Raw genomic sequence first — 19,401 nt, 5'->3', positions numbered from 1 at the left:
TTGACGACCATAGAGCGTTGGAACCACCTGATCCCATCCCGAACTCAGCAGTGAAACGATGCATCGCCGATGGTAGTGTGGGGTTTCCCCATGTGAGAGTAGGTCATCGTCAAGATTAAATTCCGAAACCCCAATTGCGAAAGCAGTTGGGGTTTTGTTTTGCCCGCAGGAAAGTTTTTGCTCGTGCTTCGATTGCCCAGCCGTCGCAAGATCTGCCATCGGGAAAAAACCTTCTGAAGTAACCCGGCAGTTTTTGGGTAAGCGTACGCCCAACACCCTCTTGCTGATCAGACCTTCGCCTGCTTCAACCATTGATTGACCCACTCGCAGTCAAACGCCGTCGGATCGAACCCATCATCCCCATACCACTCCGACATTGCTTCATGCTCAGGGTGATTCGGATTCGCCAACGCCGCCAAAAAATCTTCATACCCTGGCGCGCCACCGATGTCCTCCGGCGGGCGAGCATTGGCTCCATCAATGCAACACGGCAGTTGCGGGAAAATATTCGCGGGCAACGTTTTCTCGACTTTAATTCGCAGTTCCCAGTTGTCGCCGAAGTCATAGACATAGCGAAACGTCTTCTTCCCGTACAATACGCTGGTCAGCTTTTTGCGCTGCTCCGAAATCACCGGTGGCCCCCAATCCGGATCAGGCACGCCGTAACTTTCGCCATCAATTTCAAACTCATGCAGGTGCGTATCGCTCCAGCCAAAAACGGCCTGGATCACGCGATGCAACTTGCTCAAGGTGATGCTTTCAGGCACTGCCACCCGGCGCCAGATCGAAGGTTTTATCCATTTAAATTCCATGTGCAGTATCAGCACACGGTCGGTTTCAACCACGGACAGATGAGATGTTTTTGGCATGGATCAAGCAGCCTCGCAGCGTTCGAGAGGGTTAAGAGAAACGTTCCAGGGCAATAGTTCGTCCACCCGATTGATCGGGTGGTCGGCGATCCGCTCCAGCACGTGGGTCAAATAGGCTTGCGGGTTCAGGTCGTTGAGTTTGGCCGAGCCTACCAGGCTGTAAATTGCAGCGGCTCGCTCTCCACCGGCATCGGAACCCACGAACAGATAATTTTTGCGACCCAAAGCGACGGCGCGCAGCGCGCGTTCGGCAGCGTTATTATCGATTTCAATCCGGCCGTCATCGCAGTAGCACACCAAGGCCTGCCACCGGTTGAGGGCATAGAAAATCGCACCGCCTAATGCCGATTTTTTCGACAGTTGAGTCAGCGTCTGGTTAAGCCACGCGTACAGCTGTTCCAGCAGCGGGCTTGCCCGGCTTTGCCGAGCGGCTTTTCGCAGGTCGGGTGGTTGGCCGCGAATCTCGCTTTCGATGGCATATAAGGCCGCGATTCGTTGCAGCACTTCGGCGGCAAGTGGTGAGGACTGGTCTTTATAAACGTCGTAAAACTTACGCCGGGCGTGAGCCCAGCAGGCAGCTTCTTGAACACGACCCGAGCGATACAACTGAGCAAAACCAGCGTAGCCGTCGGCCTGCAAGATCCCGCTGAAGTTTTTGAGATGAGCACGGGGATGTTGTCCCTTGCGATCCGGCGAGTAAGCAAACCATACCGCTGCCGGCGTCGTGTAGCCGGCGGGTCGGTCATCGCGCACATACGTCCACAGGCGTGCCGTTTTTGTTTTGCCGGTGCCCGGCGCAAGTGCGCCAATCGGCGTGTCGTCAGCGTGGACTTTATGACCACTCATGACGTGGCTCTTGAGGGCGTTGATCAGCGGCCTGAGCAACTGGCTGCTCTGGCCGACCCAGTCGGCCAAGGTCGAGCGCTCCAGATCTACGCCCTCACGAGCGTAGATCTCGGACTGCCGATACAAAGGAAGATGATCAACGAATTTGGAGACCAATACATGAGCCAGTAGCCCAGGGCCTGCCAGGCCCCGGGCTATCGGGCGGCTCGGCGCAGGTACTTGGGCGATGTACTCGCAGCAGCGGCAAACCAGCTTGGGACGAACATGGCGAATCACCTTGAAACGTGCCGGAACGTACTCCAGCACCTCAGACACATCCTCCCCCAACTGACGAAGCGTCCCGCCACAACCGGAGCATTGCGACTCGGGATGATGGACATGGATTTCGCGGGGGAGATGTTCAGGCAATGGTTTACGGCGGGAAACTGTACGAGGTGCTGGCTCAGTGATTGGCATCACTTCGGCCTGGCTGACCTCCAGCTCTTCAAGACTCAACTGGAGTTGGTCGATCATCGCGTCCAGTTGCTCGGAACTGCGACCGAACTGCGTGCGCCGCAATTTGGCGATCATCATTTTCAGGCGCTCGATCTCTGCCCGCTGGGCAGATATCAGCGCCTTTAAGGCTTGAAGATCATTGGGCAAGGAGTCGGTCACGTGAGTCATGGCCGAATATTACTAAGAATTTCCAGCGCGTAAAGTCAGACCGCGAGGACAGGTGCTGTACGAATTGGCCTGCGCCAATCAATGCCCTCCAACAGCATCGACAACTGCGCCGGCGTCAGCGACACGCTGCCGCTGGTTGCTTGCGGCCAGACGAAGCGACCTTGTTCCAGGCGTTTGCAAAACAGGCACAAACCGTCGCCGTCCCACCACAGCAACTTGATCCGATCACCGCGTCGTCCGCGAAAGGCAAAGATCTGGCCGGAAAAGGGATCGGCTTCCAGCTGTGTTTGTACCAATGCTGCCAATCCGTCGAAGCCACGGCGCATGTCGGTGACGCCGGCGGCGATCCAGATACGGGTTCCAGCGGGAGGGGCAATCATCGCAGCAACTGCTGCAAGGTGAGGTGCAAGGTCTGCGGGGCAGGTGTGCCGGTGATGCGTAGCGTGGCTTTTCCTACTTCTATAACGATCTCAGAATGGGGTTTTTGCGGCAACGGCGCTGCTGACGGCAAGTCGACAGGTGCTTTGATCACCTCGACTGGCAAGAACGTTGCGCTCGGGCTGACGGGGCCGAATGCACCGTCCTGGTATTGCTGCCGCCAGCGAAAAACCATGTTGGCGTTGACGTCATGCTCGCGGGCGATCATCGACACTGAGGCACCGGGTTGATATGAGGCTTCGACGACTTTGCGCTTGAATGCGGATGGGAAGTTCGGGCGGCGACCGGGGCGTCGAGCGGGAGCTATATCCAAGATAGTGTCCACTAAAAAATGGTGTCCACTATCTTGTCTAATTTGGAGAACGGTCAGGAGTGGGTGCTGACCGGACGGTTACGTTTTTGGTATGGTGCAGCTCTTTTTTTCATGGACTGATGCCATGCCTATGGATCGGCACTCATTTATGTCAAAGAGTTGCTGTAGAAATGCCTGAACCAATCCCGATCAAGGATCACGAGAAAGAGACGCGGCTGGTCAACAAACGCTTGATCGCCTGCGCCTTTTTTGTCTTCGTTATTAGCTGTGCGCTGGTGGTACGCCTTTACATCCTGCAAGTAGTCGAGTTCGATTACCACTCAACCATTTCAGAAAACAATCGCGTCCATGTCTTGCCGATCCCGCCCACACGCGGACTGATCTACGACCGCAATGGCGTGCTATTGGCAGATAACCGTCCCAGTTACAACCTGAGCATCACTCGCGAGCGTGCCACCAACGTCAATCAGGAACTGGACGAGGTCATCAATCTCCTACACTTACCTGCGGAAGATCGCACGGTATTCGATAAGGCGCTGAAGCAGTCCCGCCACCCATTCACTCCGGTAACGCTGTTCTATGAACTGACCGAACAGCAGATCGCTGTGTTGGCGGTCAATGAGTTCCGTTTGCCTGGCCTGGATGTCGAACCACAGTTCGTTCGACATTACCCATTCGGCATGCACTTCGCTCACTCAATTGGTTATGTCGGCCGAATCAACGAAAAAGAATCCAAGACCCTCGACTCGGTGGAATACCGCGGCACCCAATCCATCGGCAAAACCGGTATCGAACGCTTCTATGAAGCGCAACTGCACGGTCACGTCGGTTATGAGGAAGTGGAAACCAACGCTCAAGGCCGAGTGCTACGGGTACTCAAACATACAGATCCCGTGCCGGGCAAAAACATTGTCCTGAGCCTCGACGTCAAATTGCAGGAGGCTGCCGAAGCAGCTTTGGGGAATCGCCGCGGTTCCGTCGTGGCGCTCGATCCGAGCAGTGGCGAGGTGTTAGCCATGGTCAGCAACCCGAGTTTTGACCCGAACCTGTTCGTTACTGGCATCAGCTCCAAGGAGTATTCGGCGCTCCGTGACTCCATCGATCGACCGCTATTCAACCGTGTACTTCGGGGCTTGTACGCGCCGGGTTCGACGATCAAGCCGGAAGTCGCGATCGCCGGTCTCGATGCGGGCGTTGTCACGCCGCAGACCCGCGTGTTCGATCCGGGTTACTACCAACTCCCGGACTACGATCACAAGTACCGCAACTGGAACCACAGCGGTGACGGTTGGGTAGACATGGACGCAGCGATCATGCGCTCCAACGACACCTACTTCTATGACTTGGCGCACAAGCTGGGCATTGATCGCCTGCACGACTACATGGCGATGTTCGGCTTGGGTGAGAAAGTCTCGCTGGATATGTTCGAAGAATCCCCCGGTCTGATGCCATCTCAAGCCTGGAAGCGTGCGACACGGCGGCAGGCCTGGTACCCGGGCGAAACGGTCATCCTCGGTATCGGTCAAGGCTACATGCAGGTCACGCCTTTGCAACTGGCGCAGGCGACTGCGTTGATCGCAAACAAAGGCGTGTGGAACCGACCGCACTTGGCCAAGACCGTCGATGGTGTGGCACCGGTCGATGAGCATCCGATGCCGAATATCGTGCTCAAGGACCCGCGCGACTGGGAGCAGGTCAACCACGGCATGCAGATGGTGATGCACGCTCCCCGCGGCATTGCTCGCGCGGCAGCAGCGGGCGCGCAATATCGAATCGCCGGCAAGAGCGGCACGGCACAGGTGGTGGCGATCAAGCAGGGTGAGCGCTACAACCGTGAGAAGACTCTCGAACGCCACCGCGACAATGCCTTGTTCGTCGGCTTCGCGCCGGCCGAAGATCCAAAGATTGCGGTTTCGGTGATGATTGAAAACGGCGAAGCCGGTGGTCGTGTCGCCGGTCCTGTAGTACGGCAGATCATGGACGCCTGGCTACTCGATCAAGACGGTCATCTTAAGCCGCAATACGCGGCGCCAACCAAAGCACCGGGCAATCCGCACGTTTAACCGGCAACAGCTTTACAGCACAGGCTCTCACAGGCTGAGCATGTGCTGGAAGCTGTCGAGAAATATCGTTTCAACGCGGCGGCACGGTTGTTGCGCGAAAGATTCGGCACTACAAGCATCAGGCCCCGGGTACCGGGCAACCCATGTCACCTTCTTCACACTTCAAATACTGCTTCAGCGTCTCAACCCGGACTTTGGTCACGGCCGTCATGCAGCTACTGTAAATCAGCGGGTAAACGCTGCCGCCCGCCACCCCGGATGACGAAAACGCGCACTCGGCATCGCGAAACCCGATCCACGCCCGCTGCGCATTGACCAACAGCTTCTTGCTATCCGGGTTGTCCTTCAGCCGGCCGGTGATCTGCTGATATACGGTATTCAGCTCTTTGTCCGCCGCTTTGAAGTCCTGTCCGGCGCATTGATTCATCGTCGCCTGATCGCTGGCGTTGGCGCAATCGATGGCGGCGTGGGCGAGGGGGGTGAACAGAAATGGCGTCAGGGCCAGGAGCAGGCGTGGGGACATGGGAGTTCTCGCTATGTCGGATGAAAGTGCAGAGTAGTGTAGCGACTGTGTGGATCCTATTCAGGTACGCGTTGGCTGGAGGCTTCAAGCAAGCGGTCTGCGGTCGCGGTAATCTCCTCGCCTTCATGCAGCAGTTCCAGCCATTTGGCAGGAATGGCCCGGACGCCGTAGAAGGCACCACAACACTGCTTCCAATGACTCGACGCTGTAGCCGCTACCGCGTATTTCGTTTGCCGATTTTTCGAGGTATTCACCTCAGGCCAGCGCAGCGACTTTGGGTAGGGTGAAGGTCGTGAGGGCGTGCTCGAGCAAGATGTTTTTCGCTGTTCCGAGCAGGGTTTTGCCGATCAGTTCGGCAAATAGTAAGCAGCATTCGATGGCTTCAGGCGCCGCATGGGTTGTTCGCGAGCTGTCGGCGGCAAACTTTCGTACCTGTTCTACGTCGGGAAAGTAAAACAGCATCACCGGCGCCAGCCGCATCAGGGAGCCGTTGCCAGCAGTGTACGGGTCGGCTGATCCAGCAAAGGGCTCACCTGTTTGCTGATACTGCGAGAGCGCCTGACTGACGGTCATGCCGATATCAAAACATTCGCCGGTAGAACTGAGGTAACCCCATTTCCACCAGTTGAGATAGCGGCCTATCTGGTCTGTGGCATCGAAACCGTTTTTATTCAGCAGACTTTCCGCCAGGCACAGAGCCATCGATGTGTCGTCCGTCCATTGCCCCGGCTTCAAGTTGAAAGGACCACCACCGACCATGTCGGTCAATGGTTGGAATGAACCGCGCGGTTTGAACTCAACCGTGGTGCCGACCGCGTCGCCGCAAGCCAGGCCCAACAGGGCGCCGCGATACCGTTCGGTGAGGGATGGCTGCATGATTCTTCTTTGCTTCGTTCAGTTCCCGGGAACAGGTATCAGTTTCATCCGTTCAGAGGCGCTTGAAACGCTGCGGGATGTGTCATTGCAGGTGAACAGCCGCACTGCTTTGATACAACTTCAGGTTGGACATGTGGTCATACAAGCCTACTGTTCAGAACAGGAGGTGACGTATGAAACCAGTACCCAATAGTTTCGAACGCAAAATCACGCTCAGGGCGCCACGTTCTCATGTCTGGCGTGCATTGGTCGATGCCGAGGCGTTTGGCCAGTGGTTTGGGGTGGCACTGGAGGGCAGGCGTTTTATTGCCGGCGAATGGACGCAAGGGCAAGTCACGTATCCGGGTTTTGAGCACGTTTTATGGAATGTGCTGGTCGAGCGAGTCGAGCCGCAGCAACTATTTTCATTCCGCTGGCATCCGTATGCGGTCAATCCGAAGATCGACTATTCCCAAGAGCCCACCACGCTGGTCAAGTTTGAGCTGCAAGATTACGAGGAAGGCACCTTGCTGAAGGTGTCAGAGTCAGGTTTTGCACACATTCCGGATATTCGTCAGAAGGAGGCGTATTACATGGACAGCCGTGGCTGGGAAGAACAGTTGAGCCGCTTGGAACACTTTCTGATTGACAGTGCCAGGGCCCGTCAGGGGGCTGGGGGGTGAGGTTGGGTATGTTGGCCGCTGTGTGGTTTCTGCCGGAATACGCCTATGGGCCGCTGAAAGTCGAACAAATTGCGGATTTGAAGCCCCGCGCCTGACACGTCTAAGGGTTTTCGGAAGGGGTCGTATGGCGAATGTCCTACACGCGATGGTAGTTATGTCGACTATTGCCGATTGGATCCCACGCGTAATCTACACACATCAACTGAAGCACAGGGAGTACTTCAGGATCACGGATGATCGACCATTGCAAGGATCGCTGCCGACAGGGAGTCGATAATGGTCTTGGGAAAAACCCGCTTCGGCGGGTTTTTTTTCGTCCGTAAAAAAGTGCCGGTATAACCCATTGCTGGGGGAGAGCAAGCTCCCTCCCAGCAGGTACGGTGTGGATCAAGAGGCGATAAGCTGCCGCAGCACGTAATGCAGGATTCCGCCCGCCTTGAAGTACTCCACTTCATTCAAGGTATCGATGCGGCACAGCACGTCGATTTTCTCCTGCTGCCCGTCTTCACGGGTGATCACCAGCGGCAGGTTCATCCGCGGCGTCAGCTCAATGCCGCTCAGGCCCTTAATCTCGAAGGTTTCCTTGCCGGTCAGATTCAGGCTCTTGCGGTTTTGGTCGAGCTTGAACTGCAGCGGCAATACGCCCATGCCCACCAGATTGGAGCGGTGGATGCGCTCGAAACTTTCGGCAATCACCGCTTTGACGCCCAACAGGTTGGTGCCTTTAGCCGCCCAGTCACGGCTGGAGCCGGTACCGTATTCCTGTCCGGCAATCACCACCAGGGGTGTTCCCGAAGCCTGATATTTCATGGCCGCGTCGTAGATCGCCAGTTTTTCACCCGAGGGAATGTAGATCGTGTTGCCACCTTCTTCACCGCCGAGCATCTCGTTGCGGATGCGGATGTTGGCAAAGGTGCCGCGCATCATCACTTCATGGTTGCCGCGCCGCGAGCCGTAGGAGTTGAAGTCCCGCGGTTCCACGCCTTTTTCGCGCAGGTAACGCCCGGCCGGACTGTCGGTCTTGATGTTGCCGGCAGGGGAGATGTGGTCGGTGGTCACCGAATCGCCGAGCAAAGCCAACACCCGCGCGCCTTTTACATCCTTGATCTCTGGCAGTGGGCCAGAAATCTCGTCGAAAAACGGCGGATGCTGGATGTAGGTCGAATCGTCCTGCCACACATAAGTTGCCGCTTGTGGCACCTCGATGGCTTGCCACTGTTCGTCGCCGGCAAACACCTCGGCGTATTCCTTGTGGAACATCGCGGTGTTGACCTGATTCACCGCGTCGGCGATTTCCTTGCTGCTTGGCCAGATATCGCGCAGGTATACCGGATTGCCTTGTGGGTCATTGCCCAACGGTTCGCTGCTGATATCGGTACGAACAGTGCCGGCTAGCGCGTAAGCCACCACCAGCGGCGGTGAGGCCAGCCAGTTGGTTTTCACCAATGGATGCACTCGACCTTCGAAGTTGCGATTGCCGGACAGCACCGAAGCGACAGCAAGGTCGGCGTTCTGAATGGCTTTCTCGATCGGCTCTGGCAGCGGGCCGGAGTTGCCGATGCAGGTGGTGCAACCGTAACCCACCAGCGAAAAGCCAAGCTGATCGAGGTATTGCGTCAGCCCCGCCGCGTTGTAGTAATCGGTGACCACTTTCGAGCCTGGCGCCAACGAACTCTTCACCCACGGTTTACGGGTCAGACCTTTTTCCACGGCTTTTTTGGCCAAGAGCCCGGCGGCCATCATCACGCTCGGGTTGGAGGTGTTGGTACACGAGGTGATGGCGGCGATAACCACGGCGCCGTTTTTCAGTCGATAGGTGCGCCCCTCGTATTCGTACTCCGTTTCACCGATGAGATCGGCATTGCCCACGGCCACGCCGCCGCCACCTTCGCTTTCCAAGCGTCCTTCTTCTTTACTGGTGGGTTTGAATTGCAGATCGAGGAAGTCGCTGAAGGCTTGCGCGACATTGGGCAATGAAACGCGATCCTGCGGCCGTTTTGGCCCGGCGAGGCTCGCTTCGACGGTGCCCATGTCCAGCGCCAGGCTGTCGGTGAACTCCGGCTCCTGACCGGGCAGACGCCACAACCCCTGAGTCTTGGTGTAAGCCTCTACCAGTTTCACCACTTGTGGGGGGCGCCCGGACAGGCGCAGGTATTCCAGGGTCACGTCATCGACCGGAAAGAAACCGCACGTTGCGCCATATTCCGGGGCCATGTTGGCGATGGTCGCGCGGTCAGCCAGCGGCAGGTCGGCGAGGCCGTCGCCATAGAACTCGACGAATTTGCCGACCACGCCTTTCTTGCGCAGCATTTGCGTGACGGTCAGCACCAGGTCTGTCGCGGTGATGCCTTCCTTGAGTTTGCCGGTCAGTTTGAAACCGACCACTTCCGGAATCAGCATCGACACCGGTTGCCCAAGCATCGCCGCTTCGGCTTCGATCCCGCCGACACCCCAGCCCAGCACGCCAAGGCCATTGATCATGGTGGTGTGGGAGTCGGTGCCCACTAGCGTATCGGGGAAGGCATAGGTGCGACCGTCTTCCTCTTTGGTCCACACCGTGCGGCCGAGGTATTCGAGGTTGACCTGGTGGCAGATCCCGGTGCCCGGCGGCACCACGCTGAAGTTGTCGAAAGCGCTCTGGCCCCAACGCAGGAAGGCATAACGCTCGCCGTTGCGCTGCATTTCGATGTCGACGTTCTGCTCGAAAGCGCTGGCGGTGGCGAATTTGTCGACCATCACCGAGTGGTCGATCACCAGGTCCACCGGCGACAGCGGGTTGATCCGCTGCGGATCACCACCGGCCTTGGCCATGGCGGCGCGCATCGCGGCGAGATCGACCACAGCCGGTACACCGGTAAAATCTTGCATCAATACCCGGGCCGGGCGGTACTGGATCTCGCGGTCGGAGCGGCGCTCCTTGAGCCACGCGGCAATCGCCCTGAGGTCGGCGCCGGTGACGGTTTTTTCATCTTCCCAGCGCAGCAGGTTTTCCAGCAGAACTTTCAGCGACATCGGTAGCTTGTCGATATTGCCAAGGCTTTTGGCAGCATCCGGCAGGCTGAAATAGTGGTAGGTCGTATCGTCGATTTGCAGTGTTTTAAGCGTCTTCAGACTATCGAGGGACGGCATTACGATCACTCCTTTGAATCCGCACGGCTACGGATCGGGGGACGAATAGAGCTTTAAAACTAGCCCTGTTTTCATTAGCTGGCTAATAACTGGACTCTATGACGAAGTCCAAGGTTCCGACATCGGCTATCATGCGCCGGTTTTCGTGACAGGCTTTGCCGCAACGCAAGGCTTGAGCATCGCGCAGGGGCCGAATGTCCGCCCTCTGCCCAGGAGTAAGAATGAACACCCTATTCATGCATTGCCGGCCAGGTTTCGAAGGCGAAGTCTGCTCGGAGATTTCCGACCTCGCCGCCCAACTCAACGTGGCCGGTTACGCCAAAGCCAAAACGGCCACCGCCTGCGCCGAGTTTGTCTGCACCGAAGAAGACGGCGCCGAGCGCCTGATGCGTGGTCAGCGTTTTGCCGAGCTGATCTTCCCGCGCCAATGGGCGCGTGGCGTTTTCATCGATCTGCCGGAAACCGACCGTATCAGCGTGATCCTCGCGCACATGGCCGATTTCCCGGTGTGCGGCAGCCTTTGGCTGGAAGTCGTCGACACCAACGACGGCAAGGAACTGTCGAACTTCTGCAAGAAGTTCGAAGGGCCGCTGCGTAAAGCGTTGACCGGCGCCGGCAAACTGGTGGAAGACGCCAGCAAGCCGCGTCTGTTGCTGACTTTCAAGAGCGGCCGCGAAGTGTTTCTCGGTATGGCGGACGCGGGTAACTCGGCGATGTGGCCGATGGGTATCCCACGTTTGAAGTTCCCGCGTGAGGCGCCAAGCCGTTCGACACTGAAGCTGGAAGAGGCCTGGCACCACTTCATCCCGCGTGATCAGTGGGAAGATCGTCTACACAGCGACATGACCGGCGTCGATCTTGGCGCCGCGCCGGGTGGCTGGACCTGGCAACTGGTCAACCGCGGCATGCTGGTGACCGCCATCGACAACGGCCCGATGGCCGAAAGCCTGATGGACACGGGGTTGGTGCAGCACTTGATGGCTGACGGTTTTACCTTCAAGCCCAAGCAACCGGTGGACTGGATGGTTTGCGACATCGTCGAGAAACCGGCGCGTAACGCCGCGATGCTCGAAGAGTGGATCGGCGAGGGGCATTGCCGTGAGGCGGTCGTGAACCTGAAGCTGCCGATGAAGCAACGTTATGCCGAAGTGAAGCGTCTGCTTGAGCGCATTGCCGATGGTTTCAAGGCGCGTGGGATCAAGGTTGATATCGGCTGCAAGCAGCTGTATCACGACCGCGAAGAGGTCACGTGCCACTTGCGCCGGCATGACGTTAAAAAAACCAAATCCCGCTGAAGCACCACAGGGTTAGACGATATACCCGGCAATGCGCGACAATGCCGGCCAGTTTCAGGAGTGAATCATGAGTGAAATGATCGACATGCCGGTCGACGGTACCCTCGATGCCACTGGCCTCAATTGCCCGGAGCCGGTGATGATGCTGCATCAGCATATCCGTGATCTGGCACCCGGCGGCCTGCTCAAGGTGATCGCCACCGACCCTTCGACCCGTCGCGACATTCCCAAGTTCTGCGTGTTTCTCGACCATGAACTGGTTAGCCAGCATGAAGAGGCTGGTACTTACCTGTACTGGATTCGCAAGAAACAAGCCTGAGCCTCAGGCCAAACCCAATGAGGGAGCGGGCTTGCGAATGCCGTTTTTCAGTCACCTACAATGGCGACTGAGATACCGCTTTCGCGAGCAAGCCCGCTCCCACATTTTTTTGGTTTAAGTGGACTTAACCCAGCGAACGGCTGATACGGATACGCTTGCGCGCGCTGCGGGTCAGACGAATCGACAACATGAACGCCGCACAACTCAGGCCGACGATCAAACCTTGCCACAAACCGCTCGGGCCACGTGGCGCGCCGAGCCAATCACTCAGGCCGAGGGCATAACCCACCGGCAGACCGATGCCCCAATAGGCGAACAGGGTCAGGATCATCGTCACGCGTGTGTCCTGATAACCACGCAGCGCGCCGGCGGCGGTGACCTGGATCGCGTCGGAAAACTGAAACAGCGCCGAATACACAATCAGCATCGCGGCGATGTGAATCACCGTCGGGTCAGCGGTGTAGATCGCCGCAATCGGCTCGCGCAACAGCAGCATCATGCTCGCCGACAAGCAGGCGTAGGCCAATGCGGTCCCCATGCCGACGCCCGCCGCAAAACGCGCTTCACGCGGTTCTTCCCGGCCCAGAGCCTGGCCCACGCGCACGGTAACTGCCATGCCCAGTGAGTAAGGAATCATGAACACCAGCGAGCTGACGTTGAGTGCAATCTGGTGCCCGGCCACCACGGTAGCGCCGAGGCTGCCGATCAGCAGCGCGATGACCGCGAAAATGCTCGACTCGGCAAACACGGCGATACCGATCGGCAGGCCGATCGCCAGCAGACGCTTGATGACCGCCCACTGTGGCCAGTCGAAACGGCTGAACAGTTCACTTGAACGATAGGCTGGCGCCCAGCGCTCGTAACCGGTCAGCCCCAGGGCCATCACCCACATCACGATCGCCGTGGCCCAACCGCAGCCGACGCCGCCCATGGCCGGCACGCCGAAGTGGCCATAGATGAAGATGTAGTTCAGCGGAATATTGAGCGCCAGACCGCACAGGCCCAACACCATCGCCGGCCGCGTGCGGCCCAGACCGTCACTGAAGCAGCGCAGTACGTGATAGAACGCTACCGCCGGGAGACCGCTGGCGATGCCGTGCAAATACTGCATGCAAGGGCCAATCAGCTCGGGATCGACGTTCATCAGATGCAGGATCGGCTCGGCGCCGAGCAGCATTGCGGTCGCAATTAACCCTACTGCCAACGCCAGCCACAATGCCTGCCGCACGACCGGACCGATTTCGCTGTGAGTGCCGGCGCCGAAGCGCTGGGCGACTTTCGGCGTGGTCGCCAGCAGGGTGCCGGTCATCAGCAGAAAGACCGGTACCCAGATCGAGTTGCCCAGGGCCACCGCAGCCAGATCCCCGGGGCCGACGCGACCGGCCATTACCGTATCGACGAAACCCATGGCCGTGGTTGCCAGTTGCGCAATGATGATCGGCAACGCAAGGACGAGCAGGTTTTTCATCTCCAGGCGAACCCTGGCGGGGCGGGTGAGGGCGACGGCGACGGCGACGGCGACAGGTTGGTCAGTTACAGAGTTCACAGGCAAAGCGTCCACAGATGTTGATGCGCAGGGCGCCGTATTCTACGCCGCTGACGCCTTGGTCAGGAAAAATCCTCTGTTACGGATTTGTAAGCGCAACGCCTGCTGGCCCAACCGCCTATCTGCACCTAAACTGCCGATCCGCCAAAGGAGCCCGCCATGCTGATTGTTGCCGACGAAAATATTCCGTTGCTCGATGCTTTTTTTGCCGGTTTCGGTGAGATCCGCCGAGTTCCAGGCCGTTCCATCGACCGTGCGACGGTTGAACAGGCCGATGTGTTGCTGGTGCGTTCAGTGACCAGCGTCAACCGTGCGTTGCTTGAGGGCAGCAAGGTGCGCTTTGTTGGCACCTGCACCATAGGCACTGATCATCTGGATCTTGAATACTTCGCTGAAGCCGGTATCACCTGGTCGAGCGCGCCCGGCTGTAATGCCCGGGGCGTGGTCGATTACGTGCTTGGCAGTCTGATGACGCTGGCCGAAATCGAAGGCGTTGATCTGGCTCAGCGGACCTTCGGTGTTGTGGGCGCGGGCGAAGTCGGTGGTCGACTGATCACGGTTCTTAAAGGTCTGGGCTGGAACGTGAAGGTCTGTGATCCGCCGCGTCAGGCCGCCGAGGGGGGCGATTACGTCAGCCTGGAGCAGATCATCGAGCAATGCGATGTGATCAGCCTGCACACGCCATTGACCCGCAGCGGTGACGGGGCGACCTGGCATCTGTTCGATCAACAGCGTTTGCAGCAACTCAAACCAGGTGCCTGGCTCATCAATGCTGCCCGTGGCCCGGTGGTGGATAACGCCGCGCTGCGCAAAGTGCTGCTGGCGCGTGAGGACCTGCAAGCAGTGCTCGATGTCTGGGAGGCAGAACCGGAGGTCGATGTGGCACTGGCCGAACTCTGTGTGCTGGCCACGCCGCACATTGCCGGGTACAGCCTCGATGGCAAACAGCGCGGGACGGCACAGATCTATCAGGCGTACTGCGACTTTATCGGGCAGCCTGCGAGCATCCAACTCACTGACTTGCTGCCAGCCCCATGGTTGTCGCAAGTCACCTTGCATACCGACAGCGATCCTGCCTGGGCGTTGGCGATGTTGTGCCGAGGCGTGTACGACCCGCGCCGCGATGATGCAGATTTTCGCCGCAGCCTTGTAGGCAATGTCGCTGAACAGCGTGCGGCGTTTGATGTGCTGCGCAAGCAATATCCGGTTCGGCGCGAGATTGAAGGGTTGAAGGTGCTGATTGAGGGGGATTCGCCTGTATTGCGGCAGATCGTGGCGGCACTTGGAGCGGTTGCCGTCTAGGGCACCGAACCGGCCCCTTCGCGAGCGAGCCCGCTCCCACATGGGTTGAAAGACACAGAATCCGTGTGGGAGCGGGCTTGCTCGCGAAGGGCGCGCTGCGGTCTGACAGCCACGCATAAAAAACCCGGCCAAAGGGGCCGGGTCAGGAAGACAGTGGCTATATCACTTTTGTTCGGCAGGCTTGATCAATCGCTTCTCCAGTTCGCGGCAAGCGTTCTGGATCATGTCTTCAGTGATCGGTACTTCACGCCCGTCCTTATCAATGATCGAGCAACCCAGAGTCTGGCCGGGCTTGGTGCGGATCACTTCAATCTTGTCATTGCTGCTGTGTTGCAAGGACATGGCCTGTCTCCTCATCAGGTTGTGTGCCTAGGTTAGAACCGCCACGTGACCGGGCTGTGACAATCCCCTGAGCTTTATCGGGGGCGGCATCTCCACTCAACCAGAAATGACCGTTCGTCTCAACCGGGACTTTAGACCAATAGTGTCTAGACCCTAGTCATCACGGGCATATTTAACCTGACTCATTGTGATTTACAGAGTTCCACCCCATTTGAGTGTGTAGGCTGGCCCTATCCATCAGTGCAGATGTGAACCTCAATGATCCCGATGCTTTCCTCTCGACACCGGCGCGCCTTGCGTCTGACCAGTCGTTTTCTCGCCCCATATCGCTGGCCGGCCTTCGGCGCGCTGTTAGCGTTGATCGTTACGGCCGGTATTACCTTGTCGTTGGGGCAGGGGATCAAACTGCTGGTCGATCAGGGGTTCATGACCCAATCACCGCATTTGCTCAACCAATCCATAGGCATATTCATGCTGTTGGTATTGGGCTTGGCGGTCGGCACCTTTGCCCGGTTCTACCTGGTGTCGTGGATCGGTGAGCGTGTGGTGGCAGACATCCGTCGGCAGGTGTTCAACCATTTGGTTTACCTGCACCCGGGGTTTTACGAGGACAATCGCAGTTCGGAAATCCAGTCACGCCTGACGGCTGATACCACTTTGCTGCAATCGGTGATCGGTTCGTCATTGTCGCTGTTCTTGCGCAACTTGCTGATGGTCATCGGCGGCGTCGTACTGCTCTTCATCACCAACCCCAAACTCACCAGCATCGTGGTGATCGCTTTACCGCTGGTGATTGCGCCGATCCTGATTTTCGGACGGCGCGTGCGCAATCTGTCGCGGCAGAGCCAGGACCGGATTGCCGACATCGGCAGCTACGTTTCCGAAACCCTCGGCCAGATCAAAACCGTTCAGGCTTACAACCATCAGGCGCAGGATGAGCAACGCTTTGCGACGACGGTCGAGCAGGCTTTCGAAACGGCACGCAAGCGAATCTTCCAGCGTGCGTGGCTGATTACTCTGGTCATCGTGCTGGTGCTCGGCGCTGTAGCGGTGATGTTGTGGGTCGGCGGCATGGATGTGATTGCCGGGCGGATATCTGCCGGTGAACTGGCGGCGTTCGTCTTCTACAGCCTGATTGTCGGCAGCGCTTTTGGCACATTGAGCGAAGTGATTGGTGAACTGCAACGCGCCGCCGGTGCCGCTGAACGGATTGCCGAATTGCTGCGCTCGGAAAACATCATTCAACCGCCAGCGACGGGTTTGGTGACCTTGCCGGCGCGAGTAAAAGGCGAACTGGAACTGCAGGATCTAAGGTTTTCCTACCCCTCGCGTCCGCAAAGCTACGCCGTCGATGGGTTGAATCTTACCGTTCGGGCTGGTGAAACTCTGGCGCTGGTGGGGCCGTCCGGTGCCGGTAAATCCACGGTGTATGACTTGCTGCTGCGCTTTTACGATCCGCGCGAAGGCCGAATTCTGCTGGATGGGGTGCCGTTGACCAGTCTCGATCCGCTGGATCTGCGTCGCTGTTTTGCTTTGGTTTCCCAGACGCCGGCGCTGTTCTTCGGCAGCGTGGAGGAAAATATCCGCTATGGCTGCCCATCGGCCACGCTGGAACACGTCAAGGAAGCGGCCCGAATTGCCCACGCCCATGACTTCATCGAACAAATGCCTGATGGCTATCAAACCCATCTGGGAGATGGCGGTCTGGGACTCTCTGGTGGTCAGCGCCAGCGTCTGGCCATTGCCCGGGCGTTGTTGGTGGATGCGCCGATATTGCTGCTGGATGAAGCCACCAGCGCACTCGACGCGCAAAGTGAACACCTGATCCAGCAAGCCTTGCCCAATCTCATGCACAACCGCACCACACTGGTGATCGCCCACCGTTTGGCCACGGTGAAGAACGCCGACCGGATCGCAGTGATGGACCAGGGCAAATTGGTCGCGGTAGGGACGCATCAGGAATTGATTGCCAGTAATCCGCTATATGCACGGCTGGCGGCGTTGCAGTTCAACGATGGCGTGCAGGTGATGACCGACTAAGCACCGACTCGGTCGAGCGCTATGAAAAATGCCCTTATCTCGCGACAAGGGCATTTTCTTTACCGGGTGTGATCAGCAAGATCACTGATCATCAAAATACCGCTCATGCCAATCCACTAGCGGCTGGGGTGAGTTGAGCTTCTGGCCGTAGATCACCGAATAAGACAACACGTTTTGCACATATTGGCGGGTTTCGTCGAACGGAATGCTTTCGACCCAGACATCGAAGCTCAGGTGATCAGCACCACGCAACCACTGGCGTACACGGCCGGGACCGGCGTTGTAAGCGGCAGAAGCGAGGACGCGGTTGCCGTTGAACTGGCTGTGCACCTGACTCAGGTAAGCCGCGCCGAGCTGGATGTTCTTGTCTGGATCGAGCACCTGCTTCGGCGAGGCCAGCGGAATGCTGAACTTGCGCGCGGTTTCCTTAGCGGTGGCAGGCATCAGTTGCATCAGCCCGCTGGCGCCAACGCCGGAGCGCGCGTCATCCATGAACGCGCTCTCCTGACGGGTGATCGCGAATACCCAACTCGAATGCAGACCGCGAACCTTGGCTTCACGCACAAGTGTATTGCGGTGGGCCATCGGGAAGCGGATGTCCAGATCGTCCCAGTATTTCGCCTGACTGATGGTGCGGATTGCCGGGAAGTACCATTTCAGGTCATAGGCCAGTTTTGCCTGGGCGACCATTTCGTCGCGGTTGAAGTGGCGGCTGACGTAATACCACTCACGACGGCCATCGACGATCTGTCCCCGGGCGTGGAATTCCAGCGCACGACGTACGCCAGGGGTGTTGCGTACTTTGTTGATCAGCGCCTGACTGAGCATCAAAGGTTTGTTGTTCAGCGAATAAGGGGATTGCGAGCGGTCGGCGGCAAGAAAACCGTAGAAGTCGCGCTCCTGGGCCAGGCTCTTGTAGAGGTGCTGCACTTGCGGGTTCTGTGGCTGTGCCAGTTCCAGGCTGCGGGCTTGCCAGTAGCGCCAGCGATTGGTGGTGGCCAGATCCTGCGGCAAGCGGCGGGTCAATTGGTAAGCATCGTCCCAACGTGCCAGACGCAGCAGCAGGCGCAGGCGCCATTCGGAAACCGTGTTGTCACGCAGTTCCGGGTCGTATTTGGTCATCACGTCCAGCGCTCGACTGTCGAAGCGTCGGGCCAGGGTCAGGCCGATTTCCCGGGCGATCGCAACTTTTTCATCGCGGGAGAAATGCATGCTGCTGGCGTAACCGTCGAGCAAGGCCATGGCTTTGTCAGGGTCTTGGCGGGCCAAGCGGCGCAGGCCGAGGCTGACCACGTCGGACATCGGTTCGTCGGCGGGGGTAAAGCGTGACGGCTGATTGAGCAACTCGGGTTTTTGCGCCACATCCACCAACAAACGACCGCGTGGGGCGAGGGTGGTCAGGCCGTTCACCAGGCTGTTGGCCAGCGCAAAGTTGCGAGCCTGAGCCGCGAGTTTGGTGCGCTGCCAGCGTTTTTGCTCGGTCAACTGACCGTCAGCGGCCCAGATACCAAACAGCGCATCACACGCAGCAGGTTGCGATTTGCCCGTGAGCCAGAGCTTGTCCGCGTTGGCGTATCCCTCGGCTTTTTGGTTATGGCTGATCTGGTACTGCGCATTGAGGCAGTCCAGTTCGGTGAAATTGAGTTTCGGGTCGTAATACTTGACGAAGGTTGTCCAATCGCCACGGTCGGCGAGCCAGCGCAACCAGCGCAGCTTCATCCAGTTGGCCTGGGGCAGGTCGCCATGCTCGGCGAGGAATTTCTCGATTTCCGCGTTGCTCGCGGTTTTGAGGCGTGCGGTCAACTCGTCGTAAGCCAGATACGGTTCCAGCGGATAATCGGCCAAGGCCTGGCTGTAACGCAAATATGGACCGGTATCGCCCTTGGCCAGGGCGCGTTTGGCTTCATCGTAATACTGGCGTTGGGTGGACAGATCCACCGCCTGGGCGGATTGAACGGCAGCGGCGGTAAGTAGAAAACAGGAAAAAACACTGAAAAGGCGACTGCGCATGAGACATCCGGGCAGAGAAATCATGACAAGTGCTGACCTCGATCAGCACTGAATTGTCTGTAGCTTAGCCTTTTGCCAGCAAGCGGCGAAAGCTTTGCGGGCCTCGCAGCACAAGTTCGCAACAAATGTTGTGCAGAGTGCTTCGACAGACAAATTGCCGGCCTG

At 58.2% G+C, this 19,401-nt stretch carries 15 protein-coding genes, 1 rRNA gene and 1 pseudogene; 7 read left to right on the top strand and 10 right to left on the bottom strand.

The features are described 5' to 3' along the window. Nucleotides 1-115: ribosomal RNA gene (gene rrf, locus K5E40_RS25830) — 5S ribosomal RNA — on the top strand. Nucleotides 116-287: 172 nt separating this feature from the next. Here rrf and K5E40_RS25825 read toward each other — a convergent pair. From K5E40_RS25825 to tnpA, 4 genes are read right to left on the bottom strand one after another with little or no spacing between them, the layout of a single operon-like run. Beyond that, nucleotides 288-869 carry a plasmid pRiA4b ORF-3 family protein gene (locus tag K5E40_RS25825; RefSeq protein WP_221733248.1) on the bottom strand — a complete coding sequence of 194 codons (582 nt, stop codon included), beginning with the start codon at nucleotides 867-869 and terminating at the stop codon, nucleotides 288-290. Between the two features lie 3 nt (nucleotides 870-872). Beyond that, the gene (gene tnpC, locus K5E40_RS25820; protein ID WP_221733247.1) at nucleotides 873-2,378 is read right to left on the bottom strand and encodes an IS66 family transposase; all 1,506 of its coding nucleotides are present in this window, start codon (nucleotides 2,376-2,378) and stop codon (nucleotides 873-875) included. Nucleotides 2,379-2,413: 35 nt separating this feature from the next. Continuing rightward, nucleotides 2,414-2,758: an IS66 family insertion sequence element accessory protein TnpB gene (gene tnpB, locus K5E40_RS25815; RefSeq protein ID WP_034138746.1), complete on the bottom strand. Its 345-nt coding sequence runs from the start codon at nucleotides 2,756-2,758 to the stop codon at nucleotides 2,414-2,416. Next, nucleotides 2,755-3,129 carry an IS66-like element accessory protein TnpA gene (gene tnpA, locus K5E40_RS25810; RefSeq protein ID WP_221733246.1) on the bottom strand — a complete coding sequence of 125 codons (375 nt, stop codon included), beginning with the start codon at nucleotides 3,127-3,129 and terminating at the stop codon, nucleotides 2,755-2,757. Before tnpA ends, tnpB begins: the two co-directional genes overlap by 4 nt. Before the next feature lie 170 nt (nucleotides 3,130-3,299). Between tnpA and mrdA the strand changes: the two genes are divergently transcribed. Then, nucleotides 3,300-5,192 (top strand): penicillin-binding protein 2, encoded by a 1,893-nt coding sequence (gene mrdA, locus K5E40_RS25805; RefSeq protein ID WP_221733245.1) that lies wholly within the window; start codon nucleotides 3,300-3,302, stop codon nucleotides 5,190-5,192. 118 nt (nucleotides 5,193-5,310) lie between these two features. Here the strand turns inward: mrdA and K5E40_RS25800 are convergent, their stop codons facing one another. Next, entirely contained in the window at nucleotides 5,311-5,715 is a 405-nt protein-coding gene (locus K5E40_RS25800; protein WP_221733244.1) for a lysozyme inhibitor LprI family protein, read from the bottom strand. Nucleotides 5,716-5,771: 56 nt separating this feature from the next. Next, nucleotides 5,772-6,591: pseudogene (locus tag K5E40_RS25795) on the bottom strand (ADP-ribosylglycohydrolase family protein). A gap of 173 nt (nucleotides 6,592-6,764) precedes the next feature. Here K5E40_RS25795 and K5E40_RS25790 point away from each other — a divergent pair. Then, nucleotides 6,765-7,253 (top strand): SRPBCC family protein, encoded by a 489-nt coding sequence (locus K5E40_RS25790; protein ID WP_221733243.1) that lies wholly within the window; start codon nucleotides 6,765-6,767, stop codon nucleotides 7,251-7,253. 387 nt (nucleotides 7,254-7,640) lie between these two features. Here the strand turns inward: K5E40_RS25790 and acnA are convergent, their stop codons facing one another. Then, a complete protein-coding gene (gene acnA, locus K5E40_RS25785; RefSeq protein ID WP_221733242.1) occupies nucleotides 7,641-10,382 on the bottom strand; it encodes an aconitate hydratase AcnA in 2,742 nt (913 codons plus the stop codon). A gap of 221 nt (nucleotides 10,383-10,603) precedes the next feature. On the opposite strand from acnA, the gene rlmM reads away from it, so the two are divergent. Together rlmM and tusA are read left to right on the top strand one after the other, a co-directional pair. Beyond that, nucleotides 10,604-11,677, top strand: coding sequence for a 23S rRNA (cytidine(2498)-2'-O)-methyltransferase RlmM (gene rlmM / locus K5E40_RS25780; protein ID WP_221733241.1), 1,074 nt, complete (start codon nucleotides 10,604-10,606; stop codon nucleotides 11,675-11,677). Nucleotides 11,678-11,744: 67 nt separating this feature from the next. Further along, nucleotides 11,745-11,996 (top strand): sulfurtransferase TusA, encoded by a 252-nt coding sequence (gene tusA / locus K5E40_RS25775; RefSeq protein ID WP_221733240.1) that lies wholly within the window; start codon nucleotides 11,745-11,747, stop codon nucleotides 11,994-11,996. Between the two features lie 124 nt (nucleotides 11,997-12,120). Here tusA and K5E40_RS25770 read toward each other — a convergent pair whose 3' ends face one another. Then, complete coding sequence (locus K5E40_RS25770; RefSeq protein WP_221733239.1) at nucleotides 12,121-13,542, bottom strand: MATE family efflux transporter; 1,422 nt, start codon at nucleotides 13,540-13,542, stop codon at nucleotides 12,121-12,123. Between the two features lie 159 nt (nucleotides 13,543-13,701). Here K5E40_RS25770 and pdxB point away from each other — a divergent pair, with 159 nt between their 5' ends. Then, a complete protein-coding gene (gene pdxB, locus K5E40_RS25765) occupies nucleotides 13,702-14,844 on the top strand; it encodes a 4-phosphoerythronate dehydrogenase PdxB (protein ID WP_221733238.1) in 1,143 nt (380 codons plus the stop codon). 162 nt (nucleotides 14,845-15,006) lie between these two features. On the opposite strand, the gene K5E40_RS25760 is transcribed toward pdxB, so the two are convergent. Next, complete coding sequence (locus K5E40_RS25760; RefSeq protein WP_221733237.1) at nucleotides 15,007-15,186, bottom strand: PA1571 family protein; 180 nt, start codon at nucleotides 15,184-15,186, stop codon at nucleotides 15,007-15,009. Nucleotides 15,187-15,444: 258 nt separating this feature from the next. Here K5E40_RS25760 and K5E40_RS25755 point away from each other — a divergent pair, with 258 nt between their 5' ends. After that, nucleotides 15,445-17,226 carry an ABC transporter transmembrane domain-containing protein gene (locus tag K5E40_RS25755; protein WP_221733236.1) on the top strand — a complete coding sequence of 594 codons (1,782 nt, stop codon included), beginning with the start codon at nucleotides 15,445-15,447 and terminating at the stop codon, nucleotides 17,224-17,226. An 81-nt stretch (nucleotides 17,227-17,307) separates the two neighbouring features. Here K5E40_RS25755 and K5E40_RS25750 read toward each other — a convergent pair whose 3' ends face one another. Next, nucleotides 17,308-19,236, bottom strand: coding sequence for a transglycosylase SLT domain-containing protein (locus K5E40_RS25750; protein ID WP_221733235.1), 1,929 nt, complete (start codon nucleotides 19,234-19,236; stop codon nucleotides 17,308-17,310). Between the last annotated feature and the right edge of the window lie 165 nt (nucleotides 19,237-19,401).

The organism is Pseudomonas baetica (assembly GCF_019733355.1).
GTDB classification, from domain to species: Bacteria; Pseudomonadota; Gammaproteobacteria; order Pseudomonadales; family Pseudomonadaceae; genus Aquipseudomonas; species Aquipseudomonas baetica_A.
The sequence above is the reverse complement of the archived record's forward strand: the minus strand, read 5'-3'. Positions and strand labels throughout refer to the sequence as shown.